This is a genomic window from Alteraurantiacibacter aquimixticola (genome assembly GCF_004965515.1).
GTDB classification, from domain to species: Bacteria; Pseudomonadota; Alphaproteobacteria; order Sphingomonadales; family Sphingomonadaceae; genus Alteraurantiacibacter; species Alteraurantiacibacter aquimixticola.
Map to the genome: position 1 here is coordinate 1367441 of NZ_SSHH01000001.1, position 25563 is coordinate 1393003.

At 63.5% G+C, this 25563-nt stretch carries 21 protein-coding genes and 1 tRNA gene; 15 read left to right on the forward strand and 7 right to left on the reverse strand.

The genetic code is table 11. The annotated features are described in order from the left end of the window. Window positions 1-39 precede the first annotated feature (39 nt). From E5222_RS06345 to E5222_RS06365, 5 genes are all read left to right on the forward strand, one after another. Window positions 40-306 (forward strand): hypothetical protein, encoded by a 267-nt coding sequence (locus E5222_RS06345; protein WP_136692826.1) that lies wholly within the window; start codon window positions 40-42, stop codon window positions 304-306. 90 nt (window positions 307-396) lie between these two features. Then, window positions 397-3144: a preprotein translocase subunit SecA gene (secA, locus tag E5222_RS06350; protein WP_136692827.1), complete on the forward strand. Its 2748-nt coding sequence runs from the start codon at window positions 397-399 to the stop codon at window positions 3142-3144. Window positions 3145-3320: 176 nt separating this feature from the next. Then, window positions 3321-4184: an SMP-30/gluconolactonase/LRE family protein gene (locus E5222_RS06355; RefSeq protein WP_136692828.1), complete on the forward strand. Its 864-nt coding sequence runs from the start codon at window positions 3321-3323 to the stop codon at window positions 4182-4184. Continuing rightward, the gene (locus tag E5222_RS06360; protein ID WP_136692829.1) at window positions 4177-5370 is read left to right on the forward strand and encodes an MFS transporter; all 1194 of its coding nucleotides are present in this window, start codon (window positions 4177-4179) and stop codon (window positions 5368-5370) included. The genes E5222_RS06355 and E5222_RS06360 overlap by 8 nt, the downstream gene beginning before the upstream one ends. 58 nt (window positions 5371-5428) lie before the next feature. Beyond that, a complete protein-coding gene (locus E5222_RS06365) occupies window positions 5429-6163 on the forward strand; it encodes a class I SAM-dependent methyltransferase (protein ID WP_136692830.1) in 735 nt (244 codons plus the stop codon). Window positions 6164-6166: 3 nt separating this feature from the next. On the opposite strand, the gene E5222_RS06370 is transcribed toward E5222_RS06365, so the two are convergent. The 3 genes from E5222_RS06370 to E5222_RS06380 all read right to left on the reverse strand — a co-directional run bounded on the left by E5222_RS06370 (window position 6167) and on the right by E5222_RS06380 (window position 7686). Further along, window positions 6167-6685: a YkgJ family cysteine cluster protein gene (locus tag E5222_RS06370; protein WP_136692831.1), complete on the reverse strand. Its 519-nt coding sequence runs from the start codon at window positions 6683-6685 to the stop codon at window positions 6167-6169. Window positions 6686-6692: 7 nt separating this feature from the next. Next, window positions 6693-6767 (reverse strand) — tRNA-Asn (locus E5222_RS06375). A gap of 97 nt (window positions 6768-6864) precedes the next feature. After that, a complete protein-coding gene (locus E5222_RS06380) occupies window positions 6865-7686 on the reverse strand; it encodes an NAD kinase (protein WP_136692832.1) in 822 nt (273 codons plus the stop codon). A gap of 88 nt (window positions 7687-7774) precedes the next feature. On the opposite strand from E5222_RS06380, the gene E5222_RS06385 reads away from it, so the two are divergent. Further along, window positions 7775-8593, forward strand: a complete 819-nt coding sequence (locus tag E5222_RS06385; RefSeq protein ID WP_169053503.1) for an EAL domain-containing protein — start codon at window positions 7775-7777, stop codon at window positions 8591-8593. Between the two features lie 7 nt (window positions 8594-8600). Here E5222_RS06385 and E5222_RS16820 read toward each other — a convergent pair whose 3' ends face one another. The 3 genes from E5222_RS16820 to E5222_RS06395 form a co-directional block, all read right to left on the reverse strand. Beyond that, entirely contained in the window at window positions 8601-8732 is a 132-nt protein-coding gene (locus E5222_RS16820) for a hypothetical protein (RefSeq protein ID WP_281276742.1), read from the reverse strand. A gap of 99 nt (window positions 8733-8831) precedes the next feature. Further along, complete coding sequence (gene mfd / locus E5222_RS06390; protein ID WP_136692834.1) at window positions 8832-12314, reverse strand: transcription-repair coupling factor; 3483 nt, start codon at window positions 12312-12314, stop codon at window positions 8832-8834. A 137-nt stretch (window positions 12315-12451) separates the two neighbouring features. Next, window positions 12452-12724 carry an FAD assembly factor SdhE gene (locus E5222_RS06395; protein ID WP_136692835.1) on the reverse strand — a complete coding sequence of 91 codons (273 nt, stop codon included), beginning with the start codon at window positions 12722-12724 and terminating at the stop codon, window positions 12452-12454. Between the two features lie 106 nt (window positions 12725-12830). Here E5222_RS06395 and recG point away from each other — a divergent pair, with 106 nt between their 5' ends. The 9 genes from recG (at window position 12831) to dnaE (ending at window position 25237) form a co-directional block, all read left to right on the forward strand. Beyond that, window positions 12831-14891, forward strand: coding sequence for an ATP-dependent DNA helicase RecG (recG, locus tag E5222_RS06400; protein WP_136692836.1), 2061 nt, complete (start codon window positions 12831-12833; stop codon window positions 14889-14891). Between the two features lie 58 nt (window positions 14892-14949). Continuing rightward, window positions 14950-15402: a hypothetical protein gene (locus E5222_RS06405; protein ID WP_136692837.1), complete on the forward strand. Its 453-nt coding sequence runs from the start codon at window positions 14950-14952 to the stop codon at window positions 15400-15402. Then, complete coding sequence (locus E5222_RS06410; protein ID WP_136692838.1) at window positions 15399-15929, forward strand: hypothetical protein; 531 nt, start codon at window positions 15399-15401, stop codon at window positions 15927-15929. The genes E5222_RS06405 and E5222_RS06410 overlap by 4 nt, the downstream gene beginning before the upstream one ends. A gap of 167 nt (window positions 15930-16096) precedes the next feature. Then, complete coding sequence (locus tag E5222_RS06415; RefSeq protein WP_136692839.1) at window positions 16097-17677, forward strand: amino acid permease; 1581 nt, start codon at window positions 16097-16099, stop codon at window positions 17675-17677. A gap of 258 nt (window positions 17678-17935) precedes the next feature. Further along, window positions 17936-19288, forward strand: a complete 1353-nt coding sequence (locus E5222_RS06420) for an aldehyde dehydrogenase family protein (RefSeq protein ID WP_136692840.1) — start codon at window positions 17936-17938, stop codon at window positions 19286-19288. A gap of 101 nt (window positions 19289-19389) precedes the next feature. Beyond that, window positions 19390-20631 (forward strand): lipoprotein-releasing ABC transporter permease subunit, encoded by a 1242-nt coding sequence (locus E5222_RS06425; protein ID WP_136692841.1) that lies wholly within the window; start codon window positions 19390-19392, stop codon window positions 20629-20631. Next, a complete protein-coding gene (locus E5222_RS06430; RefSeq protein ID WP_136692842.1) occupies window positions 20624-21298 on the forward strand; it encodes an ABC transporter ATP-binding protein in 675 nt (224 codons plus the stop codon). Before E5222_RS06425 ends, E5222_RS06430 begins: the two co-directional genes overlap by 8 nt. A gap of 75 nt (window positions 21299-21373) precedes the next feature. Further along, on the forward strand, window positions 21374-21712 hold the full coding sequence (locus E5222_RS06435) for a hypothetical protein (RefSeq protein WP_136692843.1): 339 nt from the start codon (window positions 21374-21376) through the stop codon (window positions 21710-21712). Window positions 21713-21769: 57 nt separating this feature from the next. Further along, complete coding sequence (gene dnaE / locus E5222_RS06440; protein WP_136692844.1) at window positions 21770-25237, forward strand: DNA polymerase III subunit alpha; 3468 nt, start codon at window positions 21770-21772, stop codon at window positions 25235-25237. 81 nt (window positions 25238-25318) lie between these two features. Here dnaE and E5222_RS06445 read toward each other — a convergent pair. Then, window positions 25319-25563 (reverse strand): OmpA family protein (locus tag E5222_RS06445; protein ID WP_136692845.1); only part of this gene is annotated, 245 nt, incomplete at its 5' end.

The window sequence follows — 25563 nt, forward strand, 5'->3', positions numbered from 1 at the left end:
TGTGGACGTATTCGTCCTTTGCCACTACATCGCGCCCTGATGCTTCGCCAATTGCTGACCCTGCTGGCCGTTCTGTCCGGGCTCACCGCCACGGTGGCCCCGGCGCATGCGCTGGATGCAGGCGTCCAGGTGGTGGAAGTGGCGCAGGACAGCATCGGCTGCCAGCCGCCGCTGGCTATCCTCGCCGAAGCGACGCCCAGCGCTTTTCACAAGGAAAGCGATGCGCAGCAGGTGCCTTGTCCGCGTCCGCTGCAGCGCGTGGTTGCGCCGGCGATCGTGCTGAAGGCGGACCGCGCGCGCGAATAGGCGCGTCGGCCATCTCCATAACACGCTGATTTCAACGGCTTGTGCGAAGGCACGGTCGTACCCTCCATATTTCTGACAGGATATTCGCCCATGTGGCAGACAATCGCCAAATCGGTCTTCGGATCGGCCAACGACCGCTATGTTCGCTCGCTCGACAAAATCGTTGCCCGTATCAACGCGCTTGAAACGCAGCTGGAGGACTTCTCCGATGACGAGCTGAAGGCGCAGACCGCAAAGTTCCGCCTGAAGCTGGAAGAGGGCGCCACGCTCGACGACCTGCTGCCCGAAGCCTTCGCCACCGTGCGCGAGGCATCGCGGCGTGTCCTTGGCATGCGCCATTTCGATGTGCAGATGGTGGGCGGCATCACGCTCCACCGCGGTGAGATTGCGGAGATGAAGACGGGTGAGGGCAAGACGCTGGTCGCCACCCTCGCCACCTATCTCAACGCGATCGAGGGGAAGGGCGTCCACGTTGTGACCGTGAACGACTATCTCGCCCGCCGCGACGCCGAATGGATGGGCCAGCTGCATAAGTGGCTGGGCCTGACCGTGGGCGTGATCGTGCCCAATCTGCCCGAACATGCCCGGCGTGAGGCCTATGCCGCCGACATCACCTACGGCACGAACAACGAATTCGGCTTCGATTACCTGCGCGACAATATGAAGGACAGTCGCGCCAAGATGGTGCAGCGGCCCTTCAACTTCGCCATCGTCGACGAGGTGGACTCGATCCTGATCGACGAGGCACGCACCCCGCTGATCATCTCCGGCCCGACAGAGGACAAGTCCGAGCTCTATGTGGCGCTCGACAAGATCGTGAAGGGCCTTGAGGAAGAGTTCTACGAGAAGGACGAGAAGGCGCGGAACATCCAGCTGACCGAGGATGGCGTGGAAGAGGTGGAAAAGCGCCTCATCGCCGCCGGCCTGCTGGAAAGCGACAATCTCTACGATATCGAGAACACGCAGGTGGTCCACCACCTCGACCAGGCGCTGCGCGCGGTGGTGATGTTCAAGAAGGACACCGACTACATCGTCAAGGATGACAAGGTCGTCATCATCGACGAGTTCACCGGCCGCATGATGGACGGCCGCCGCTGGTCGAACGGCCTGCACCAGGCGGTCGAGGCGAAGGAGGGCGTGGAGATCCAGCCCGAGAACCAGACCATGGCCTCGATCACCTTCCAGAACTATTTCCGCATGTATCCCAAGCTGTCCGGCATGACCGGCACAGCCTCCACCGAAGCCTCGGAATTCTGGGACATCTACAAGCTCAACGTCGTCGAAATTCCCACCAATGTGCCGGTGCGGCGGATCGACGAGGAGGACGAGTTCTACAAGAACACGCAGGACAAGTTCCTCGCCATCGCCAAGGCGATCAAGGAGAAGAACGAGCTGGGCCAGCCCGTGCTGGTGGGCACGGTGTCGATCGAGAAGTCAGAGCTGCTCAGCCAGTTCCTCGACAAGGAAGGCGTGAAGCACAACGTGCTCAACGCCCGCATGCATGAGCAGGAAGCGCATATCGTGGCGCAGGCCGGCCGCATCGGTGCGGTGACCATCGCCACCAACATGGCCGGCCGCGGGACCGACATCCAGCTGGGCGGCAATGTCGAATTCCGCACAGATGACGAGCTGGGCCTGATGGAAGACGGTCCGGAGAAGGACGCCGCCATCGCCCGCATCAAGGCCGAAGTGGCTGAGGAACGGCAGAAGGTACTGGATGCCGGCGGTCTGTTCGTGCTCGGCACCGAGCGCCATGAAAGCCGCCGCATCGACAACCAGCTGCGCGGCCGTTCCGGCCGTCAGGGCGACCCCGGCCTCTCGCGCTTCTACCTCTGCCTGGAGGATGACCTGCTGCGCATCTTCGGTCCGGACACGCTCTTCGCCAAGATGATGAACTCCAACCTGGAGGATGGCGAGGCGATCGGCTCCAAGTGGCTGTCGAAAGCCATCGAGACCGCGCAGAAGAAGGTCGAGGCGCGCAATTACGAAATGCGCAAGCAGGTCGTCCAGTACGACGACGTGATGAATGACCAGCGCAAGGTCATCTACGAACAGCGCGCCGAGATCATGGACTCCGAGACCGTCGATGACGTCGTGGAGGACATGCGCCAGGATGCGATCAACGCCATCGTCGCCACAGCTTGCCCGCCGGGTTCTTACCCTGAGCAGTGGGACGTCGAGGGTCTGAAGACCAAGGTCGAGGATGTGCTGGGCATGACCCCGCCGATCGACAACTGGCTGGAAGAGGATGCGGTCGAACCCGAGATGATCGAGGAACGGCTGCAGGACCTCGCCAAGCAGCGCCTGGAAGACCGCACCAGGGATTTCGAGGAGCCGATGTGGCGCCGGGCGGAAAAGGGCATCCTGCTCCAGCAGCTCGACCATCACTGGAAGGAGCATCTCGCCACGCTGGATGCGCTGCGCCAGGTGGTGTTCCTGCGCGCCTATGCGCAGAAGCAGCCGCTCAACGAATACAAGCAGGAAGCTTTCGGCCTGTTCGAGATGATGCTCGAATCGATCCGCGAGAGCGTGACCAAGATCCTGCTCACCGCAGACTTCCGTGCCGCCGCACCGCCGCCTCCGCGCGAGCTGCCCCAGCTGCCCGAATTCATGACCGGCCATATCGACCCGCTGACCGGCGAGGACAATTCCAATGACGGTGACGGTTCGGCGCAGCGCCCGGCCCTGTTCGGTGCACTGGCGGGTTCGGTGATGGCACAGGCGAGCCCCGGCGGCGCGAACCGCGAGGATCCCTATGCCGGCAAGGTCACCAACCGCAACGCGCCGTGCCCCTGCGGTTCGGGCAACAAGTACAAGCACTGCCACGGGGCGGTGTAAGCCAAGGAATAGATCGTCATTGCGAGGAGGTACGAACTCGTTCGGGCCGACGCGGCAATCCAGGGCGGGTCTGCGCGACGCCCTGGCTCGCTTTGCTACGCTCGCGATGACGGTTGAGGGAGACTTGCCCCAATCCTAACGATCGTTATTGTCTTTCCTCGGAAGGGGAGAGAGCGATGCAGATCACAAGGCTGGACCTGCCGCGGCGCTCGGTAGGCGAAGGGCCCGTCTGGGACGTGGCCGAACAGGCGCTCTATTACATCGATATCCTCGAAAAGAAGGTGCTGCGCTGGCATCCGGAGAGCGGCGCGCATCGCGAGTGGGTCGTGCCCGACATGATCGGGTCCATGGCCTTGCGCGAGGGCGGCGGGGCGATCGTTGCCCTGGTGGACGGTATCCATGCGCTGGACTTGGACAGCGGAGAGGTCACGCCGCTGGCGCTGCTGGAACCGGCCAATCCCGCGATCCAGCTCGCTGACGGCAAGGTGGACCGCAAGGGACGCTTCATCTTCGGCACCAGCCATCGCAAGGCGGCGGAACCGGCGGGCGGGCTGTTCTCGCTCGATCACGGGAAGATCACCCAGCTCGATAGCGGGCTGACGCTCGGCAATGGCCCCTGCTGGTCGCCCGACGACAAGGTGCTCTACCACGCCGACAGCATGGCGCATGTGATCTACGCCTATGACTATGACCTCGCGACCGGAGAGACCTCCAACCGCCGCGAGTTCTTCAACACCAGCGCCTATGGCCCCATCCCCGACGGAGCGACGGTGGACACGGACGGCAACCTCTGGACCGCGATCTGCGAAGGTGGGGTGGTCCTGTGCCTGTCGCCTGAAGGCATGGTGCTGCGCGAGATTGAAATGCCGACCAAGCTGCCCGCGAGCTGCATGTTCTTCGGCCCCGATCTCGACCGGCTATTCGTGCCCAGTATCGACCCGACCTTCCTCGGGCGCGAGCCGGGCGAGGGCGACGGGTGGAACTATGTGATCGACGGACTTGGCGTCACCGGCCTGCGGGAGCCGCGCTATCATGGATAAGCGCCTACCCCCGCTGCTGGTCGCGGTGTTCATCAATATCGCGGGTTTCAGCCTGATCCTGCCGCTGCTGCCCTTCTACGGGCAGGTCTTCGGCGCGCAACCTTTCGAGATCGGCCTGCTCTTCGCCGCCTACAGCTTCGGCAATGTCTTCGGCGAGATCTATTGGGGTCGCCAGTCGGATCGCTGGGGCAGGCGCAAAGTGTTGGTGGTGACGACTTTCATCGCCGGCCTCTCCTACATCGCTTTCGCCTATGCGCCGACCTTGTGGGCCGCGATCGGCATTCGCGTGTTCAGCGGCTTTTTCTCGGGCACGCTGAGTGTGTGCCAGGGGTTCATCGCCGATGTTTCTGCGCCGGAGAGGCGCGCCAAGACCATGGGCTATTTCGGCGCGGCCTTCTCGCTCGGCATCGCATTCGGTCCGGTGCTCGGCGGCGTGTTCGCGGGTGACGAGGTGGCGGCGGAGAGCTTCCGCCTGCCGATCTTCCTAGCCGGCTGCCTGTCGGTCCTCGCCAGCCTGTGGTGCATGGCGGTGCTGCGCGATGCCGTGGAGCCGAGCGGTAAGGGACGGCCCCTGCCGAAATATTCGGAGGCGTTCGCTTTCGTGAGTTCGGAACCGCTGCTGGCGCGGCTGTTCGTCATCTCCTTCTTCGGCATCGCCGCCTTCGCCTCGATGGAGGCGGTTTACGGCTTGTGGAGCGAAGCGAATTTCGGGTGGAGTGCGAACGATCTCGGCTTTGCCTTCCTCGCCATTGGTGGGGGCGGACTGTTCGCCCAGCTGGTGCTGATCGGCCCGCTGGTCGCCCGTTTCGGGGAGGCGCGGGTGATCGTCATGGGCCTCGCCCTGTTGGCTCTCTCCATGCTGCTGCAACCGGTGATCCGCCTGCCGATATCAGGTGTGTTGCTGATGGGCGTGCTGATGACGGGGCACAGCCTCGCTTTCCCCTCCGCAGGCGCGCTGCTCAGCCGCAATACACCGCCGGAGAGGCAGGGAAGCACGATGGGGCTGCTGATGGCCTCCAACGCCGTGGGCCGCATAATCGCGCCGCCCATCTTCGGATGGATCTATGCGCTCAACATGGATGCGCCCTGGTTCGCGGGGGCGGCAATGATCGCGCTGGTGGTGCTGGTGGCCTTCCAGGCGGTAGGCTTGCTTGATCGGCAACGGGCAGCAGCCGATACAAATTGAGGCTTGCCCATGCGCGCCAGTGCGATAGCCTCCTTTCAATCCAAGGGAGGATCGACCCATGAAGCGCGCCTTTTCGATTGCTATCGCCGCCGCCCTGCTAGCCACCGGCTCCATCGCCCATGCCGACCATCACGCCGGAGCATCTGCAGCGATTGCCGCTGCCGTCGCCGATGATCGCCGACCCGAGGTCGACACCGCGCGCGATCCGCTGCGCAAGCCGGCCGAGATTGTCGCCTTCGCGGGCGTCGAACCCGGCATGAGCATTGCCGAAATCGCCCCCGGCGGCGGCTATTTCACCCGCATCCTGGCTGAAAGCGTGGGTCCGGATGGCAAGATCTATGCCCTGATGCCCGCCTTCTTCGCCAACCGTCCCGGCGGCCTCGACGGGATCAACGCGCTGGCCGAGGAATATGGCAATATCGAAGTGGTGGTGATCGACTATGCCGACACCGTCCTGCCCGAGCCGGTGGACCTCGTCTGGACCACGGAAAATTATCACGACCTCGCCAATGGCGATATCGCAGTGGTGAACAACTGGGTGGCGGGTTCGCTGAAGCCCGATGGCATTTTCTTCGTGGAGGACCACTCGGCGCCCGGCACCGGCACCGAAGCCACCAACACCATCCACCGGATCGACCCGATGGCGGTGATCGCGCAGGTGACCGAAGCTGGGCTGGTGCTCGAAGCGACGAGCGACCTGCTCGCCAATCCGGACGACCCGCGCGACATCTCGCCGCGCGAAGTGCAGCCGACCAGCGAGAAATTCGCGCTGCGTTTCAGGAAGCCGGAGTAGCGCCTACTCGCCCACGGGCACGCGCTTGGCGTAATCCTCTGTGCGGAACCAGCGGTTGAGGAGATCCTCGAGTCGCACCAGTTCGGGTGTGCAATTGTCGAGACTGGCGGGATCGACGTCGTTCTCCAGCGCATCGGTCACCGCATTGCGATATTCGAACAGGTCAACATCGCCCGCCTGCGCGGCAAGGTGCTGCTTGGCTTCCAGCACCGTGTCGATGCGCTGCTGGGCTTGGCCCTCGTCTATTGTGCCCTTGCGCAGGTCCTTGATCGTCTCGCAGACATAGCTCTCGCAGGTCCACGGGCGATGTTCGTAGATCTGGCAGACCTTGTCGCACAGGCGCGGGCAGGGCTGGTTGAAGCTGAACTCGCCATCGTCATATTCGTGGACTTCGATGCCCAGCGTGCGCATGCGCTCGGGCTCGTCATCCTCCAGGACGACGCGGCCGAACATGGTGTTGTCGCAGCACATGCCGCAGGCAACGCACAGGGCGCTTTCGGCGGGATGGCTATCGGCGGTCATGGAAAAGTGGCTCCCCGAGTTGGATTCGAACCAACGACCAAGTGATTAACAGTCACCTACTCTACCGCTGAGCTATCGGGGAGCAGCCCGATGGGCAGGTGAGGGCCTATATGGGCGCGGATTCGCTTTGGCAACCCCGCAATTCAAGGCTTTTTGCATGGGCTGTGAAAAAGCGGTTTTCAGACCACGAATTGCTCGGCCACGATCCGATCGTCCAGCGCATGGCCGGGATCGAACAGCAGCGTCATTTCCATGTCGCGGGCAATCTCCACGCGCACTTCGGCAACGTCGCGATATTCCTTCTGGTCGGCCACCACGGCGACCGGGCGCTTGGCGGGCTCGCGGATGCGGAAGCACACCTTGCTGCGATCGGGCAGGATCGCCCCGCGCCAGCGACGCGGGCGGAATGGACTGATCGGCGTGAGCGCCAGCATCTGCGAATCGAGCGGCAGGATCGGCCCGTGGGCTGAGAGGTTGTAGGCGGTGGAGCCGACCGGCGTTGCCAGCAGCACGCCGTCGCCCGCCAGTTCGGGAATGCGGACCTTGCCGTTGACGCTGATTTCGATCTTGGCGGTCTGGCGCGTTTCACGCAGCAGGCTCACCTCGTTGATCGCGCAGGAGGTGTGGACGCCGCCATCCTGGTCAACCGCCTCCATACGCAGTGGACAGACGCTGAGCGGCTTGGCCTTGGCGATCCGCTTCAACAGGCCGTTGCAGCCGCGATAGCGGTTCATCAGGAAGCCGACCGTGCCGAGGTTCAGCCCATAAGCGGGCAGGATGCGGTTATCGTCGAGCATCTGGTGCAGCGAATCGAGCATATGCCCGTCGCCGCCAACCACCACGACGGCGGAAGCTTCCTCCATCGGCACCCATTTGACGCATTGCTGGAGCTCCGCCGCAGCCTCCCGCGCGCGGTCGGTGGGGGAGACAAGCAGCGCCAACCGGTCGAGGTCCACCCCCGATCCGTTACCGTTGGAATTCTCGTTTCCAGCCCCGCTCATGGCGCGCGACACTAATGCCCCCGTCCCGATTTGCAACGCGTGTTGCGCGGCGGATGACGCAAGCGCCCTGCCGCGCCATCTGCCGGTCATGTCCGCATCATTCAGCAATCCTTCCAATCACATCAACTGCCGCCGCCGCGCCGACCGCCGCGTCAGTACGCATCCGCTTGCGGCCGAACTTGCACAGGCAGTTGCGCAAGGCGCGATCGAGCTGCGGTTCCAGCCACAATTTGACTGCGAGACGGGGCAGGTCCGTGGTGTCGAGGCGCTGGCACGCTGGTCACACCCGCAGCAGGGCGAGATAAATGGCGAGGAACTGTTCTGTATCGCCGGAGGAGCGGGCCTCTCCCACGATCTCTCGCTCCACGTGCTCAATCGCGCGCTGGTGGAGGCGAGCCACTGGCCCGAACGGAGCAGGCTCTCGGTCAATATCACGGCGGAGGATCTTGCGGCTTCCGGCTTCCTCGATTCGGTGGCGCAGGCGCTGGCGGATAGTGGCATCGCGCCCGAGCGGCTGACGCTTGAGATTACCGAACAGGCGCTGGTGCACGATCTCGAAGGATCGGCCGAACGGCTACACAAGTTGGTGGAACTGGGCGTGTGCATCGCGCTCGACGATTTCGGCGCGGGCTTCTGCAACTTCCGTTACTTGAAGAAGCTGCCGCTGCAATATCTCAAGCTCGACCGGTCGATGGTGGAGGATATTGCCCGCGATGTGCGCGACCTCGAAATCCTGCGCGGGATCATCGCCATGGCGAGCGCGCTGGACCTGGCGGTGATTGCGGAGGGGATCGAGGCGCAGGAGCAGCTTGATGCCGTCACGCGCGAAGGTTGCGAGGGCTGGCAGGGGTTCCTGGGCGCGCGGCCAATGGCTGCGGACAGCGTCCTGCAGTACGTTTCAGCCTGATTGCGGCTCAGGAGCGGCGTTCGCCTTCGCGACGGTCGTCTTTGCGACGGTCGGTAAATTCCAGCTCGATCCGCTCATGCGCGCGGCGTTCGGTTTGCCGGCGGTCTGTGCCGGAACGTCTTTCGACTTCAACTGCCATGATGCTACTCCCACCACCCGTTTGAACGAATGTATCAGGCGAGCGATTGGCGAATAGTTAATCGGGCGTCCTCTATAACAGGCCTTTGAAAAGTCTGTGTTACTTGGCTTTTTCGGCTCTCTTCACGATATTGCCGAGGCCTTTCGTTAACTGGAACAGGCCGTTCAGGCGGCTTTGCGGATCGCCCCATGCGCGATTGATGACCAGCTTCATGTCGGGACGCAGCTTGGCCGTGTCCTTCAGCCTTTCGACATAGGCGATCAGCCCCGCCGGATCGGGGAAGCTGTCATTGTGGAAGGTCACCAGCGTGCCGCGCGCGCCGACATCGATCTTGGCGATATGCGCGTCGATTGCCTGGTGCTTGATCTCGATCAGGCGGATCAGGTTCTTGGTCGCATCGGGCAACTCGCCGAAACGGTCGATCATCTCGGCGGCCATCGCCTCGATCTCGGCCTTGTCCTTCGCGTCGTTCAAACGGCGATAGAGCGCCATGCGTACGGCGAGGTCGGGGACGTAATCCTCCGGAATCATGATCGGCGCATCGACGGTGATCTGCGGCGAGAGGCCCTGGCTATCATTGCGCTCCAGCCCCATTGCGCCGGCCTTCGCGGCAAGGATCGCGTCCTCCAGCATCGACTGGTAGAGTTCGAAGCCGACCTCGCGAATGTGGCCGGACTGCTCATCGCCGAGCAAATTGCCCGCGCCGCGAATGTCGAGGTCGTGGCTGGCAAGTTGGAAGCCCGCGCCTAGCGAATCGAGATCGCCCAGCACCTTGAGCCGCTTCTCCGCCACTTCGGACAGCGCCGTGTCGGCGGGCGTGGTCAGATAGGCATAGGCGCGGATCTTGGCGCGGCCCACGCGCCCGCGCAGCTGGTAGAGCTGGGCCAGGCCGAAGCGGTCGGCGCGGTGGATGATGATCGTGTTGGCCGAGGGGATGTCGAGCCCGCTTTCGACGATGGTGGTCGAGAGAAGGACTTCATATTTCTTCTCGTAGAAGGCGCTCATCCGCTCTTCCACTTCGCTCGGCGTCATCTGGCCGTGCGCGGTGATGAATTTCACTTCGGGCACATGTTCGTGCAGCCAGTCCGCCACCTGCTCCATGTCCGAAATGCGCGGCACGACGATGAAACTCTGCCCGCCGCGATGGTGTTCGCGCAGCAGGGCCTCGCGCATCACCATGTCGTCCCATTCCATCACATAGGTGCGCACGGCGAGGCGATCGACGGGCGGGGTCTGGATGGTGGAAAGCTCGCGCAGCCCCGTCATCGCCATTTGCAGCGTGCGCGGGATGGGCGTGGCGGTGAGGGTAAGGACATGCACGTCGGTGCGCAGCTGCTTGAGCTTTTCCTTGTGGTTGACCCCGAAGCGCTGTTCCTCATCCACGATCACCAGGCCCAGATCGCGGAACTTGGTGTTCTTGGACAGGATCGCATGGGTGCCGATCACGATATCGACATCGCCACTTTCCAGCCCGTCGCGCGTCGCCTTCATCTCGCCTTGCGGGACGAGGCGGGAAAGGCGCCCGATTTTCAGAGGGAAGCCGGCAAAGCGTTCGACGAAACCCTGGTAATGCTGGCGGGCGAGCAGCGTGGTCGGCGCGACCACCGCTACCTGCTGCCCGGCCATCGCGGCGACGAATGCGGCGCGCAGGGCCACCTCGGTCTTGCCGAAGCCGACATCGCCGCAGACGAGCCGGTCCATCGGCTTGCCCTCGGACAGGTCCTTCAGCACATCGGCAATGGCGGCGTCCTGATCGTCGGTCTCCTCCCACGGGAAACGGTCGATGAACTGGTTGTAGGAGCTCTCCTCGCTCTCCAGCACCGGCGCCTTCTTCAACGCGCGTTCGGCAGCAACCTGCATCAGCTCGCCCGCGATCTCGCGGATACGCTCCTTCAGGCGCGCACGGCGCTTCTGCCATGCCTCGCCGCCGAGGCGATCGAGAACCGCGCCTTCTTCGGAGGAGCCGTAGCGGCTGAGGACATCGATATTCTCGACCGGGATGTAGAGTTTGTCGCCGCCCGCATATTGCAACATCACGCAGTCGTGCTGGCTCTTGCCCACGGCGATGGGTTCGAGGCCGAGATACTTGCCGATGCCGTGATCGACATGAACCACGAGGTCGCCACGCCGCAGCGCCTGCAATTCGGCGAGGAAGGCGTCGGCATCCTTCTTCTTCTTGCGGCGGCGGACGAGGCGATCGCCTAGCAGGTCCTGCTCGGTGACCAGTTCCAGCTCGTCATTGGCGAAACCGGTGTCGAGCGGGAGGACGAGCGCCACGGGCTTACCCTTGGCGGACTTGCCCAGCGCATCCTGCCAGCTTTCGGCGAGCGCCATCTCCGTGCCCGCTTCCCCGATGATCGAGGCGATGCGGCTGCGCGAGCCTTCGGAATAGGCGGCGAGAAGCGGGCGCTTGCCTGCCTTGCCGAGCGTGGCGAAATGCTTGGCCGCCGCCTCGTAAGTGTTCTGTCCGGCGGAGCGTTCGGGGGTGAAGTCGCGCGCAGACTTGAAGCCGAAATCGACCACCTTCTCGCTGGATGGTTCGGCGAAGATCCCGCTGCGGTGGATGGGCTGCGCCGCGCTGGCCGCCTCCAGCTCATCGCGGGTGAGATAGAGTTCCTTCGGATCAAGCGGGCGGTAGGAGCCCTTGGCTTGTCCGGCGATCTCTCGGCGCTGGCGGTGATAGTCGGCGATATCGTTCAGCCGCTCTTCCGCCGCCTGCAGAGCGCCGGAATCGATCACCACCGCATCCTCCGGGGCGAGGTGGTCGAACAGGGTGGCGAGCTTGTCCTCGAACAGCGGCAGCCAGTGCTCCATGCCCGCAAGACGGCGTCCGTCGCTCACCGCTTCGTACAAGGGGTCCTGCGTGGCGGTCGCGCCGAAGAGTTCGCGATAGCGGCTGCGAAAGCGCTTGATGCTGTCCTCGTCCACCAGCGCCTCGCTGGCGGGGAGCAGCAGGTGGCCTTCCACCGTGCCCGTGGTGCGCTGCGTCTGCGGATCGAACAGGCGCAGGCTCTCCAGCTCGTCGCCGAAGAAATCGAGCCTGAGGCCGCCCTCCAGCCCCGAGGGATAGATATCAAAGATCGACCCGCGGACCGCGAATTCGCCGGTATCCACCACCGTATCGGTGCGCGAATAGCCCTGCCGTTGCAGCAGCGCGGCGAGGCTTTCATGCCCGATCTCGACGCCCGGCTTCAGCTCGCGCACCGCCTCGCGAATGCGGAACGGGGTGAGCACGCGCTGCAGCACGGCGTTGATCGTGGTGACGAAGAGCTGGTTCTTCTGCCTGCCCGACTGCAGCTTGTAGAGCGCGGACAGGCGGCGCGCGGAGACCGATAAGGCCGGGCTCGCGCGGTCGAAGGGCAGGCAGTCCCAGGCCGGGAATTCGATCACCTGCAATTCGGGCGCGAAGAAATGCGCCGCATCGGTCACCGCGCGCATCGCCGCATCGTCCGGCGCAATGAACACCGCGCGTCCAGTCGAAGCGCGCGCGATGTCCGCCATCACCAGCGGCTGCGCCCCGCGGGCGACGCTCGACAAGGTCAGCGGCTGTTTCGCGGAAAGGATGCGTGAAAAGTCGGCCATCTGGTCTCTTCAAATCGGCGCGCGGGGCTGGGGTTTCGGCCACGCGCAATTGCCCGCCGGCGATTTCACAAGGGGTCTCGCAGGCGGGTCAGGAATGTTGAAAGCGCGCCCTATGGCGATGCGCGCGTCAGGGCAAGTCAGATGGTGACGTAATCGATCCGTTGCAAGCGTTCCAGCAGCGGGCCGTGGAACCGCTCCGGCGCATCCTGCGTCTGCAGCGCCCAGGCCATCACGTCCACATCGTCATGGTCGAGCAGGTCCTCGAACCAGCGCATCGCCTCCTCGTCCCATTCGGCGTGATAGCGGTCGAAGAAGCCGCCAATCATGTAGTCGGCCTCTCGCGTGCCGCGATGCCAGGCGCGGAATTTCATGCGGCCGAGGCGCTGGGAATGGTCGGGTCGGGAGGTCATGCGCGGTCCCTAGCCAATTCGTCATCCCAGCGAAAGCTGGGATCTGATGGAGGACAGCGGGCGATCCCAGCTTTCGCTGGGATGACGTTAGTGGCTAAAGGGAAGGATGCGCCCCGATATCCTCACCCCGCTATTCGCCGAGACCGAGAGCCTCGAAGGCGTCGGGCCGAAGCTGAAGAAGCCGCTGGCGAGGCTGGGGCTGGAGCGGTTGCGCGACCTTGCCTACCACCTTCCCGAACGTTTCGTGACGCGGCGCGCGGTGACCGATCTCGACGAAGCGGGCGAGGGCGAGCAAATCGTCATTGCGCTCACCCCCACCGAACATCGCGCAAGCCGTTCGCAACGCGGGCCGTACCGCGTGCTGGCGCAGGATGCGAAGGGCAATATCTGCGCGCTCACTTATTTCGGGCGGGCCAGCTACACCGCGAAGAAGACGCTGCCGGTGGGTGAGAAGCGCTGGGTGGCGGGTCGGCTCGACCGGTTCGGCGACATGCTGCAGATTGTCCATCCGGATCATGTCGCGAGCGAAAGCAGCACGCTGTCCGGCAACCTTGTCGAGCCGGTCTATCGCCTAGCCGAAGGACTGACGCAGCCGCGCGTCGGGGGGCTGGTCGCGCAGGCGCTGGAAAAGGCGCCCGAACTTGCCGAATGGATCGAGCCGGGCGTTATCGAGCGCGAGCAATGGCCCGCATGGCGCGATGCTCTGGTGCTGGCGCATAAGGGCGAGCACGCCAAGGCGCGCGACCGGCTCGCCTATGACGAGCTGTTCGCCAACGCACTGGCGCTAATGCTGGTCCGCCAGTCCAACCGCCGCCGCAAGGGCCAGTCGCTCCAAGGCGACGGGGGCCTGCGCGACAAGCTGCAACTGCCGTTCCCGCTCACCGGCGCGCAACGCCGTTCGATCGACGAGATCACCGGCGACATGGCGCAGGAAGCGCCGATGCTGCGCCTGCTGCAAGGCGATGTCGGTGCGGGCAAGACGGTGGTGGCTCTGGAGGCCATGCTGGTGGCGGTGGAGGCCGGCGCGCAAGCGGCGCTGCTCGCCCCCACCGAAATCCTCGCCCGCCAGCATTTCGAAACCTTGCGCAAGCTCGCCGCGCCAACCGGGGTCGAGATTGCGCTCCTCACCGGCCGCGACAAGGGCAGGGCGCGCGAGTCCATCCTGATGGGCCTCCTCGATGGCAGTATCCAGATCGTGGTCGGCACGCATGCGATCTTCCAGGAGGCGGTGCAGTACAAGAACCTCGGCCTGGTGGTGATCGACGAGCAGCATCGCTTTGGCGTCTCACAGCGGCTGCTGCTGACCGCCAAGGGCAAGGTCACGCCACACACGCTCTCGATGACAGCGACACCGATCCCGCGCACGCTGGTGCTGGCGCAATATGGCGAGATGGATGTCAGCCGCCTCGACGAAATGCCGCCGGGCCGCCAGCCTATCGACACGCGGGTGATCTCCGCCGCGCGGATCGACGATGTGGTGGCGGGAATCGAACGCCACCTCACCACCGGGCAGCAGGCATACTGGGTTTGCCCGATGGTACGCGATCATGAGAGCGAGGACATCGCCGCCGCCGAAGCGCGCTATGCCGCGCTGAAGGAGCGGTTCGGCGAGGACGTCGTGCTCGTCCATGGCCAGCTCTCGCCCGAACTGAAGGACGCCGCCATGCAGCGCTTCGCCGCGGGCGAGGCCAAGCTGCTGGTGGCGACCACCGTGATCGAGGTGGGCGTGGACGTGCCCAATTCCACGCTGATGGTGATCGAACAGGCCGAACGCTTCGGCCTTGCCCAGCTGCACCAGCTGCGCGGGCGCGTGGGGCGGGGGAGCGAGAAGAGCACCTGCCTGCTGCTGCGCGGCGACGAGCTCTCCGAAACCGGCCGCAAGCGCCTCGCCCTGATGCGCGAGACGCAGGATGGCTTCCGCCTGGCCGAAGAAGATCTGGAACTACGCGGCGGTGGTGAGTTGCTCGGCACAAGGCAATCGGGTGACGAGGCGTTCAACATCGCCACGCTGGAACAGATCACCCGCCTGCTGCCCATCGCCAATGACGATGCCAAGCTACTGGTCGAACGTGACGGCGGCCTCGACAGCGAGCGCGGACAGGCGGCGCGCGTGCTGCTCTATTTGCTCGAACGTGACTGGGGCGTGCAGACGCTGCGGAGCGGGTAATACGCTGGCAAGACCCAGGCTGTACCCTGTTCGGGTATCCAAGTCTTGGAGGCTGAACATGAACAGGACATTCCCGGCCATGGCGCTGATTGCCATGCTCTCAGCTTGTGCAGACTGCACGAGGGATTGTTCCGGCGAATGTATTGTCGAACGCCAGAACAACGAGGCGATCTTTCAGCGGAAGCTATTCGAAACCGTCGAACATGTCGGGAATGTCGATGAAGCGGAAATAGGCATTCTGGTCCGTGATACCATGCAAAAATACCAGTCGGAATGGAATGAAAGCCAGGTGGCTGCCTATTCCCGCCTGAATCAAGCGGAACTTGATCACATATGCATGTTTGAATGGAAGGATGCACTTTCCTACCAGGAATTGAAAGATATGGCGGGTGCCGCGGAGAACCTGGAAAAATACTCCCTAGAAACGTCCCGCGATCTTTTTAGAGAGACCTATCTCGAGATGAAAATGACGCTCAAGGAAAACAGGCAAATTGCGGTAACGGGTAAATGAAATTGCAGTTCTTTCGTAAATATTGTCCGATATTTATTTCAATATCGATGCTGTGCGGCTGTGAAAACAGCTCGGATATCGACGAGTATTTCGTGGAAGATATTTGCGCTACCCAAGACTACGATCCGAACGGATGCTCGGTATGCAGCATGGTTCGCCGGCATAATAATATATTTGCTTTTCAACTCGATATTGAAACCCACATCGCGTCAATGCGAGCCGAAATCAGAACCGATCCAAGGGACCCTCGATCGACGCGAACGATCATGTCAGATGCCATCGCTCAGGTTGCCGCCAAATACCAAAATGAGTGGAACAACAACCTTACCCAAGCATATCACGAACAAAATCAAAGGGATCTGGATCTTATCTGTTGGTCACAGCTGAACCATCAATTTTCGCCTAAAGAAGAGGTTGCAGTCAGTGTTGCTCAACACAACGTGTTTTCCCGCTCCAAGGATATCAGCCTGCCGTTGGTGGAGAAGGCCTCCGAAGAAGCGCTCGAGATAATGGGGCGCTGGAGATAGTTGCAGATGGCGCATCGTCCGGAGCTGAAGGCCGGCACCTCAATCTGGCGAGGCGGCGCGCGATCGCGCATAATCCCGATTGTGAAGGCGTGAATTTGCTATAGAACGCACGTCCAACCGGCCGGTAGAGTGGGGCTGTCCCACGGCAGGCTTGGTGGACATTCGCGATGATCCTTGACCGCGTAAAACCGCTTTCCGCCATTCTCGAAGCCGTTGAAAAGAAGGGACTGCCGCGAACGCTCGGCGGGTTCCAGCTGATGCTGTTCGGAATTGGCTGTGTGATCGGCACGGGCATCTTCGTTCTCACCGCCGCCGGGGCGCAGAAGGCCGGGCCGGGGCTGATGCTGGCCTTTGCCATTGCAGGCGCTGTCTGCATTGTCGCCGCGCTTTGCTATTCCGAAGTTGCCTCGATGATCCCGGTCGCGGGCAGTGCCTACACCTATTCCTATGCCAGCATGGGCGAGTTCCTGGCCTGGACGGTAGGCTGGGCGCTGATCATGGAATATGCGATCGCCGCCTCCGCCGTGTCGGTGGGATGGTCGGGCTATTTCAGCGGCACGATCCTCCACGAATTCCTAGGCATAACACTGCCGCCATGGCTGAGCGCGGGACCGCTGGCGCTGGGCGGGGCGGAAGGCGGCTTCATCAACCTGCCCGCGCTGGTGATCGCCCTCTTGGTGACATGGCTGCTGGTGATCGGCACCCGCGAAAGCGCTGTGTTCAACACCATCCTCGTCATCATCAAGGTGACCGCACTTACCGCCTTCGTGGTGCTGACTCTGCCACAGGTTGAGACGGCCAAGTTCAATCCTTTCCTGCCCGCCGGGGTCTTCGGCGGCTTCGGCTCCGGCGTAGGCGCGGTGGGCGCGGCGGCGACGATCTTCTTCGCCTATGTCGGTTTCGACGCGGTCTCCACGGCGGCGGAGGAGACGAAGAACCCGCAGCGCAACGTGCCCATCGGCCTTGTCGGATCGCTGCTGTTCTGCACCGTCTTCTATATCCTCGTGGCAGCAGGCGCGATCGGCACGATCGGCGGCCAGCCCATCATGGGGCCGGACGGCATACCTTTCCCTGCCGGGTCGGAGGAACTGGCGCGGCAATGTGCCTTGCCGCAATATGCTGGCGCGCTGGTCTGTTCGGACGAGGCGCTGGCGCATGTCCTGCGGCAGGTGGGCTTTTCCACCGTGGGCAACATGCTGGGCATTGCCGCTTTCCTGGCGCTGCCCTCGGTGATCCTTGTCCTGCTGTTCGGCCAGACGCGCATCTTCTTCGTGATGAGCCGCGACGGCCTGCTGCCCGAAGGCCTGTCCAAGGTGCATCCCAAGTGGGGCACGCCCTATATCGTCACCATCATTACCGGATCGCTGGTAGCCCTCGCGGCCGCCTTCTTCCCGGTCGGTCAGTTGGCGGATATCTCCAACGCAGGCACGCTCTATGCCTTTGGGATGGTCGCGCTGGCGGCGATGGTGCTGCGGCGGCGGGAGCCTGACGTGCAGCGCGCCTTCCGAGTGCCCGGCCTCGTCATCGTCGGCCCGCTGACCATCGCGGGCTGCCTGTTCCTGTTCCTCAACCTGCCGATAGAGGCCATGCTGATGCTGCCGGTCTGGAGCCTTGTGGGGGCGGTGATCTATTTCGGCTACAGCCGCTCGCGCAGCCACATGGCGGCGGGTGTCGTCGAGGTGCACGAGCCTGAGATCACCGAGCTCGAGCCCGACATTCCCGGCATCGCCGACCGCGGCAGGGACTGAGGGCGGGGGACTTTCCTACAGGGGCTTTGCGGGCGCAGGCCGGGTGGCATGTTCACCCGGCTCGCCCTCTCTCCGCTCCCATCCGCGCTGCGGATGCGCCGGGAGGGATTTTTGCTCCATAACCCTGTTCCATGTGTTCCAACCGTGCGCCAGCTGCGGCGAACGGAGTGCGCTACGGCCCTTTGGAGGGTCTGGCATTTGCCTCCATTGCTGCCATATGGAGCGCCACGACCTAATGAGAGATATGGGGAAGCATCAATGACCGACCAGCCCACCGCCGCCGACCTTGGCGCCGACATCAAACGCGTCTTCGAAGCGCAGCAGGCGCATCAGTGGGACGTGAAGGCCTCCACCGCCGAACAGCGCAAGGAGAAGCTTGCGAAGCTGAAGGCCGCTGTGGAAGCCCATGCGGACGACATCGTGGAAGCGGTGCTGAAGGACACGCGCAAGCCCGAGGGCGAGATCCGCGTGACCGAGGTGATGAACGTCACCAACAACATCCAGCTCAATATCGACAGTCTCGATGAGTGGATGCAGCCGACCATGGTCACCCCCACCAACAATCCGGACGACCAGGCCAAGATTGTCCATGAAGCGCGCGGCGTGTGCCTGATCCTGGGGCCGTGGAACTTCCCCCTCGGCCTCGTCTTCGGCCCGCTCGCCGCCGCTGTGGCTGCCGGCAATTGCTGCATCCTCAAGCTGACCGACCTGTGCCCGAACGTCGCCAGGATCGCCAAGGTGATCGTGGAAGAGGTGTTCGAGGAGAACGAAGTCGCGGTGTTCGAAGGCGATGTCTCGGTGGCAGAGGCGCTGCTGGACCTGCCGTTCAACCACATCTTCTTCACTGGCTCCACCCGCGTCGGCAAGATCGTGATGGCCGCTGCCGCCAAGCATCTCGCCTCGGTGACGCTGGAGCTGGGCGGCAAGTCGCCTGTCATCATCGACGATGGTGCCAATGTACAGGCCGTGGGTGCGGCTCTGGCCGGAGCCAAGCAGTTCAATGGCGGGCAGGCCTGCATCTGCCCCGACTACGTCTTCGTGAAGGAGGACAAGCGGGCCGAGCTGGTCGAGGCCTTCCGCTCCAATGTCGAGGCGAACCTCTACGAAGACGGCAAGATCAAGAAGGAAGCGATCGCGCAGATCGTGAACGAGGGCAACTTCAAGCGCGTGAAGGGCCTGTTCGACGATGCGGTGGCGCAGGGCGCGACCGTGGCCGTTGGCGGCGAGATGGATGCAAGCGACCTCACCGTCCATCCGACGATGCTCACCAATGTGACCCCGCAGATGAAGATCCTGCAGGAGGAGATCTTCGCTCCCATCCTGCCGGTGATGACCTACGACAATCTCGACCAGGTGATCGAATATATCGAGGAACGCGACAAGCCGCTCGCCATGTACATGTTCAGCGGCAGCGACGAGAATATGGACAAGGTGCTTGCCCGCACTTCCTCGGGTGGCGTGACGCTCAACGGCGTGTTCTCGCACTATCTGGAAAACCGCCTGCCCTTTGGCGGCGTCAATGGCAGCGGCATGGGCAGCTATCACGGCTATTTCGGCTACAAGGCCTTCAGCCACGAACGCGCGGTCTACATGCACCAGAAGGCCGCCTGATCCTGGGTAGAGGGCCAGTCCACAGCGGGCTGGCCCTTTGCGATTGCCTACAGCCTGCCGCAACCCTAGAGCGGCAGCACTGACATAACCGAGGTTGCCGCTTGTTCCTCTCACCCTTCGAATGGACCATTGCCAAGCGCTATATGCTGCCCGGCCGCAGTGAGGCGGTGATCACGCTTGTGGCGGGCATATCCATCGGCGTGGTCATGCTTTCCGTCGCCATGCTGGTAATCGTGATGAGCGTGATGAACGGCTTCCGTGCCGAGCTGCTAGACCGCATCACCGGGCTCAACGGCCATGCGGTGGTGCAGGCCTATGGCGGCAGGCTGGAAGGCTGGGAGCCGGTGTTGGAGGAAGTGCGCAATACGCCCGGCATCACCAATGCCGTGCCGATGGTCGAACAGCCGCTGCTCGCCACCTTCAATGGACGTGCCGAAGCCGTGCTGGTGCGCGGCAACCTGCCGCCTGATATCGGCCGCCTCACTGACAATGTGCTGATGGGCGACCTCTCCGCGCTGCAGCCCGGTTCGCGCAATATCGCTATTGGGTCACGCCTGGCGCTGAAGATGGGCGCTGGAGTGGGCGACACGCTGACCATCATCAACCCGCAGGGCCGCTCCACGCCCTTCGGCACCGTACCGCGCCAGATCGGCTACACCGTGGCGGCCGTGTTCGAAGTGGGCATATACGACTTCGACGAGACCATGGTGATCATGAACATGGACAGCGCGCAGACGCTGCTGCTGATGGGCAACACGATCACCGCGATTGAGGTAACCACCAGCGACGCGGACCGCGTGGCCGAGATCATGGCCCCAGTCGCGCAGAGCCTGCAGGACAAGGCGGTGGTGACGATCTGGCAGGAGATGAACCGCTCGCTGTTCGAGGCACTGCAGGTGGAACGGGTCGCCATGGCCTTCGCGCTGGGCATCATCGTGCTGGTGGCGGCGTTCAACATCCTCTCCTCGCTGGTGATGCTGGTCCGCTCCAAGACGCGCGACATTGCCATCATGCGTACCATGGGCGCGCGGCGGAAGAGCCTGCTGAAGATCTTCGTGACAACCGGCTCGGTGGTGGGCGCCATCGGCACCTTCGCCGGCATCGCGCTGGGGCTGATCGTGCTCTACTTCCGCCAGCCCATCGTCGAGGGGATCGAGTTCTTCACCGGCGCGCAGCTGTGGGACCCCTCGGTCCGCTTCCTGACCGAGCTTCCGGCCAAGGTCGATCCGATCGAGGTGGTCGCGATTGCCGCCATGGCGATGGGCATGGCTTTCCTCGCCACGCTCTATCCCGCATGGCGCGCGGCCAATACCGATCCGGTGGAGGTGCTCCGCTATGAGTGAGCCGATCGTCTCGCTGCGCAACCTTGCGCGCAATTTCGAACAGGGCGGCGAAGTGATCGAGGTCCTGCGCGGCGTCGATCTCGACATCATGCCGGGTGAGATCGTGGCGCTGCTTGGCCCCTCGGGTTCGGGCAAGTCGACCATGTTGCAGGCAGTCGGCCTGCTCGAGGGCGGCTATTCGGGCACGATCACCATGGCGGGCACCGATGCCAGCAATGCCGACGCGGCGGAGCGTACCATTCTGCGGCGCGACCACCTGGGCTTCATCTACCAGTTCCACCACTTGCTGCCGGATTTCACCGCGCTGGAAAACGTGGTGATTCCGCAGCTGCTGGTCGGCAAGAGCCGTGCCGAGGCGGAAGAGCGGGCGACTACGCTGCTCACCTCGCTGGGGCTTGGCCACCGGCTCACCCATAGGCCCAGCCAGCTTTCGGGCGGCGAGCAGCAGCGCGTGGCCGTGGGCCGCGCTCTTGCCAATGCGCCCAAGCTGGTGCTGGCGGACGAGCCGACCGGCAATCTCGACGAGAAGACGTCCGACAGGGTGTTCCAGCAGTTCATCGAATTGGTGCGCAATCAGGGTAGCGCCGCGCTCGTGGCCACGCATAATGAGCGCCTTGCCGCACGCATGGACCGCATCGTGCGGCTGCATGAAGGCAAGCTGGAATAGGCTGAAGCGGCGCGGTAACCGCCACCGCTATCGGAACGTATTGCCTACAGGCCGGCAATCACGGACAAGGCGCGCATGATCGAAGCATTTACCGACTGGTTCCTCTCACTTGGTGAGAATTACGGCGTCAATCCGTGGGTCTTCGGCGCGATCTATGTTGGCGCGATCCCCTTCTTCTTCGCCTCCATCGCATGGCTGGTGAAGCGCGCGCGGGCGCACCGTTCCACCGTGGTGCCGACCTTGTGCGCGGGCTTCTGCTTCGTCTCCGCCTATCTCTATCTCGCCATTGCCGGGCGCAATATCCCGGTCTGGGTGTGGATCTTCCTGGCCGTGCTGGTGGTCTATGGCGCCGTTTCCACCATTCGCGACACGCGCAGAAAGATCGCCGCCGCGCGGGCGGAAGCCGCCGAATAGTTGTTGATACCGGCCAGGGACGATTGCCCTTGCGCGCCGAAAGCCTAGTCTGCCGCGATGGTTTTCGCTCCCTTCGTTCCCCTGCGCGTACTCTCCAGCTATTCGATGCTGGAAGGGGCGATTGAGCCCAAGGCCATCGCCAAGCTGGCGAAGGAACGCGGCTATCCTGCCATCGCCATTGCCGACCGCAACGGCCTCTATGCCGCCTCCATGTTCGCCAGCGCTTGCATGGGCGAGGGCGTGCAGCCCATCGTCGGGTCGCTGCTGGGCGTCGCGCGGGAAGAGGGCGGTCCGATCGACTACCTGCCGCTCTATGCGCAGGATGAGGAAGGCTGGCTCAACCTCTGCCACCTCGTCAGCCGCGCCCATCTCGACCGGCCGCTGGAGCTGGAGCCGCATGTCGCGCTCGCCGACCTCGAAGGTCGCACGGCGGGACTGATTGCTCTGTCCGGGGCGGGTGAGGGCGGGATCACGCGGCTCTGCGCAGACAACAAGCCAGGGCGGGCTGAGGACCTTGCCCTGCAACTGGCAGGCCTGTTTCCCGGTCGCTTCTATATCGAGCTCGCCCGGCGCGGGAATGCGGTGGAGGAAGCGGCGGAAGGGGCGCTGGTGGAACTCGCCTACAAGCTCGACCTGCCGCTGGTCGCGACCAACCCCGCCAACTATGCCGAACCGCATATGCACAGCGCGCATGACGCCATGCTCTGCATCGCCAATTCGACGCAGGTGGACAGCGCCGACCGTCCGCGCTCCTCGCCCGAAGCCTTCGTCAAGACGGCGAGCATGATGGAAGAGCTGTTTGCCGACCTGCCCGAGGCGACCGCCAACACGCTCGTGATCGCCCAGCGCTGTGCCTATGCGCCGCCGCGCCGCAAGCCGATCCTGCCCAGCCTTGCCGGCGACCTCGAAGGCGAGGCGAAGATGTTGGCGGAGGATGCGAAGCGCGGTCTCGCCAAGCGGCTCGAGGTCTATGAGGACCTCTCCGATGAGGAGCTGAAGGTCTATGTCGACCGGCTCGATTACGAGATCGGCATCATCGTCAATATGGGCTTCCCCGGCTACTTCTTGATCGTTGCCGACTTCATCAAATGGGCGAAGGCGCAGGGCATTCCGGTCGGGCCGGGCCGTGGTTCGGGTGCAGGCTCGCTGGTCGCATGGGCGCTGACCATTACCGATCTCGACCCGATCAAGCTGGGCCTGCTGTTCGAACGCTTCCTCAACCCCGAACGCGTTTCCATGCCCGACTTCGATATCGACTTCTGCGAAACGCGGCGTGGTGAAGTGATCCGCTATGTCCAACAGAAATACGGGCACGATCACGTCGCGCAGATCATCACCTTCGGCAAGATGAAGGCCCGCGCCGTGCTGCGCGATTGCGGGCGTATCCTGCAAATGCCCTATGGCCAGGTGGACCGGCTGACCAAGATGGTGCCCAACCATCCGACAGACCCGTGGACGCTGCCGCGCGCCCTCAATGGCGTGAGCGAATTCAAGCGCGAATACGACAATGATAACGAGGTGAAGCGCCTCGTCGACCTGGCGCTGCAGCTGGAGGGGTTCCCGCGCAATTCCTCCACCCATGCGGCAGGCGTGGTGATAGGCGACAGGCCGCTGTCGCAGCTGGTCCCGCTCTATCGCGATCCGCGTTCGGACATGCCGGTGACGCAGTTCGACATGAAGCATGTCGAGGATACGGGGCTGGTCAAGTTCGACTTCCTTGGCCTCAAGACGCTGTCCGTGCTGCGCAAGGCGGTGGACCTCCTCGAACGGCGCGGGATCACGGTCGATCTCGACCGCCTGCCGATGGATGACGATGATGTTTATGCGCTGATGAAGCGCGGCGACACGGTGGGCGTGTTCCAGCTGGAATCGGAAGGCATGCGCCGCACGCTGACGGCGGTGAAGCCGACCAAGTTCGAGGACATCATCGCACTCGTCTCGCTCTACCGCCCCGGTCCGATGGACAACATTCCATTGTTCGGACAGCGCAAGGCGGGCGAGGTACCAATCGAATATCCGCACCCCAAGCTGGAAGGCATCCTTGAGGAGACCTACGGCATCTTCGTCTACCAGGAGCAGGTGATGCAGGCGGCGCAGATTCTTGCCGGCTACTCGCTCGGCGATGCCGACTTGCTGCGCCGCGCGATGGGCAAGAAGATCCAGGCCGAAATGGATGCGCAGCGCGTGCGCTTCTGTGAGGGCTGTAAGGAAGTCTCGAACATCGACAAGGCCGAGGCAAACAGCCTGTTCGACTTGATCGACAAGTTCGCCGGCTACGGCTTCAACAAATCGCACGCCGCCGCCTATGCATTGCTCAGCTATCAGACGGCGTGGCTGAAGACGCATTACCCGGAGGAATTCTACGCTGCATCCATGTGCTTCGACATGCACCAGTCGGAAAAGCTCTCGGTCTTTGTCGACGATTTGCGGCGCAATGGTTTTGCGCTGCTGGGGCCGGATATCAACGCCTCGGAAGCCGAGTTCTGCGTCGAACAAACCGATGAGGGCTATGCGGTGCGCTATGCCTTGGCCGGTATCCGCAATGTCGGTGAGAAGGCGATGGAAGCCGTGGTTGAAGAGCGGCTAACCAACGGCCGGTTTGCTGACCTCGAAGACGTGTTCCGCCGCATGCCGGCAGGCGCGATGAACCGCCGCCAGCTGGAAGGGCTGGCAGGTTCGGGCGCCTTCGATAGCCTCGAGCCCAACCGCGCCAAGGTTCTTGCCAATGCCGACATGCTGCTGGCGGTGGCGGATGCGGCGACACGAGAACGTTCGAGCGGGCAGGCGGGGCTGTTCGGGGGCGACGACCATGCCGAACCTTCGCTGCGCCTCGACGAGGCCAAAGCTTGGAGCCGGTCTGAACAGATGGCCGCAGAGCGCGAGAATTTCGGCTTTTATTTCGCCGAGCATCCGGTGGCCGAATATCGCCTGATCGCGTCGGCCAATGGTGCGCGCACCTATGCCGCGCTGATGGAGGCGGATGTGCAGGCCGGGCGCACCACCGCCATGGTCGCAGCCATGGTGGAAGGGGCGAGCAAGGGACGCACCAAGCGCGGCAAGGACTTCATCCGCGCCGATTTCTCCGATTCCTCCGGCCAGTTCAGCGCGGCATGTTTCGAGGAGAGCCTGGTCGAAAGCTTCCAGAAATGGGCGGCGGACAGCACCTGCGTGCTGCTGACTGTGGAACTCGACAAGCCCAACCCGGACGAACCGCCGCGCTTCACCGTGCGCGGGGCGCGCCCGCTGGCCGAAGTCACCGGCAGCGCGCGCATGCTGCTGGAGCTTGAAGTGCACAACGAAGCGGCGTTGCAAGCGCTGCGAGAAGCGCTGGTGGACGGCAAGCCCGGCCATGGCGAGGTTCTCGTGCGGCTCGCTATCGGCGAAGGCAATTCCGATCCGCTGTTACGCCTTGGCCGTGATTTCGCACTCGATGGCGAACTGGTGGACCGTCTCGCTGCCGTGCCGGGACTGGAGAGTGTCATGCTCAAGCCGCGACAGGGACCTGCACTGAAGCTGGTCGCCTAAACACCTTTGACACCCCCACAAGGAAAGGGCCGGGAGTTCGCACTCCCGGCCCTTCTCATATCGCCTGGCTGCTAGCTTGGCTTAGTTGCCCGAGCCCGGACCGTAGGTGATTTCCACGCGGCGGTTCTGCAGCTCGCGCACACCGTCGGCGGTCGGCACACGGGGCATGCTTTCGCCGAAGGCTTCGCTCGAGATGCGCGCCTGCGGGATGCCGCGAGCGGTCAGGTAGCCCTGCACACTCTCGTTACGCCGTTCGGACAGGCCGACATTGTAGGTCGTCGAACCCGAGCGGTCGGCGTGGCCTGCCAGCATGATAGCTGCCGTAC

What these genes read in the sequence shown, in the direction of transcription:
- E5222_RS06360 (WP_136692829.1), top strand. Translation starts at nt 4,177, where the DNA reads ATGGATAAGCGCCTACCCCCGCTGCTGGTCGCGGTGTTCATCAATATC.
- dnaE (WP_136692844.1), top strand. Translation starts at nt 21,770, where the DNA reads ATGGTTTTCGCTCCCTTCGTTCCCCTGCGCGTACTCTCCAGCTATTCG.
- E5222_RS06345 (WP_136692826.1), top strand. Translation starts at nt 40, where the DNA reads ATGCTTCGCCAATTGCTGACCCTGCTGGCCGTTCTGTCCGGGCTCACC.
- E5222_RS06410 (WP_136692838.1), top strand. Translation starts at nt 15,399, where the DNA reads ATGAAATTGCAGTTCTTTCGTAAATATTGTCCGATATTTATTTCAATA.
- secA (WP_136692827.1), top strand. Translation starts at nt 397, where the DNA reads ATGTGGCAGACAATCGCCAAATCGGTCTTCGGATCGGCCAACGACCGC.
- E5222_RS06370 (WP_136692831.1), bottom strand. Translation starts at nt 6,685, where the DNA reads ATGACCGCCGATAGCCATCCCGCCGAAAGCGCCCTGTGCGTTGCCTGC.
- E5222_RS06420 (WP_136692840.1), top strand. Translation starts at nt 17,936, where the DNA reads ATGACCGACCAGCCCACCGCCGCCGACCTTGGCGCCGACATCAAACGC.
- E5222_RS16820 (WP_281276742.1), bottom strand. Translation starts at nt 8,732, where the DNA reads ATGGCAGTTGAAGTCGAAAGACGTTCCGGCACAGACCGCCGGCAAACC.
- E5222_RS06365 (WP_136692830.1), top strand. Translation starts at nt 5,429, where the DNA reads ATGAAGCGCGCCTTTTCGATTGCTATCGCCGCCGCCCTGCTAGCCACC.
- E5222_RS06435 (WP_136692843.1), top strand. Translation starts at nt 21,374, where the DNA reads ATGATCGAAGCATTTACCGACTGGTTCCTCTCACTTGGTGAGAATTAC.
- E5222_RS06355 (WP_136692828.1), top strand. Translation starts at nt 3,321, where the DNA reads ATGCAGATCACAAGGCTGGACCTGCCGCGGCGCTCGGTAGGCGAAGGG.
- mfd (WP_136692834.1), bottom strand. Translation starts at nt 12,314, where the DNA reads ATGGCCGACTTTTCACGCATCCTTTCCGCGAAACAGCCGCTGACCTTG.
- recG (WP_136692836.1), top strand. Translation starts at nt 12,831, where the DNA reads ATGCGCCCCGATATCCTCACCCCGCTATTCGCCGAGACCGAGAGCCTC.
- E5222_RS06395 (WP_136692835.1), bottom strand. Translation starts at nt 12,724, where the DNA reads ATGACCTCCCGACCCGACCATTCCCAGCGCCTCGGCCGCATGAAATTC.
- E5222_RS06385 (WP_169053503.1), top strand. Translation starts at nt 7,775, where the DNA reads ATGTCCGCATCATTCAGCAATCCTTCCAATCACATCAACTGCCGCCGC.
- E5222_RS06405 (WP_136692837.1), top strand. Translation starts at nt 14,950, where the DNA reads ATGAACAGGACATTCCCGGCCATGGCGCTGATTGCCATGCTCTCAGCT.
- E5222_RS06415 (WP_136692839.1), top strand. Translation starts at nt 16,097, where the DNA reads ATGATCCTTGACCGCGTAAAACCGCTTTCCGCCATTCTCGAAGCCGTT.
- E5222_RS06430 (WP_136692842.1), top strand. Translation starts at nt 20,624, where the DNA reads ATGAGTGAGCCGATCGTCTCGCTGCGCAACCTTGCGCGCAATTTCGAA.
- E5222_RS06380 (WP_136692832.1), bottom strand. Translation starts at nt 7,686, where the DNA reads ATGAGCGGGGCTGGAAACGAGAATTCCAACGGTAACGGATCGGGGGTG.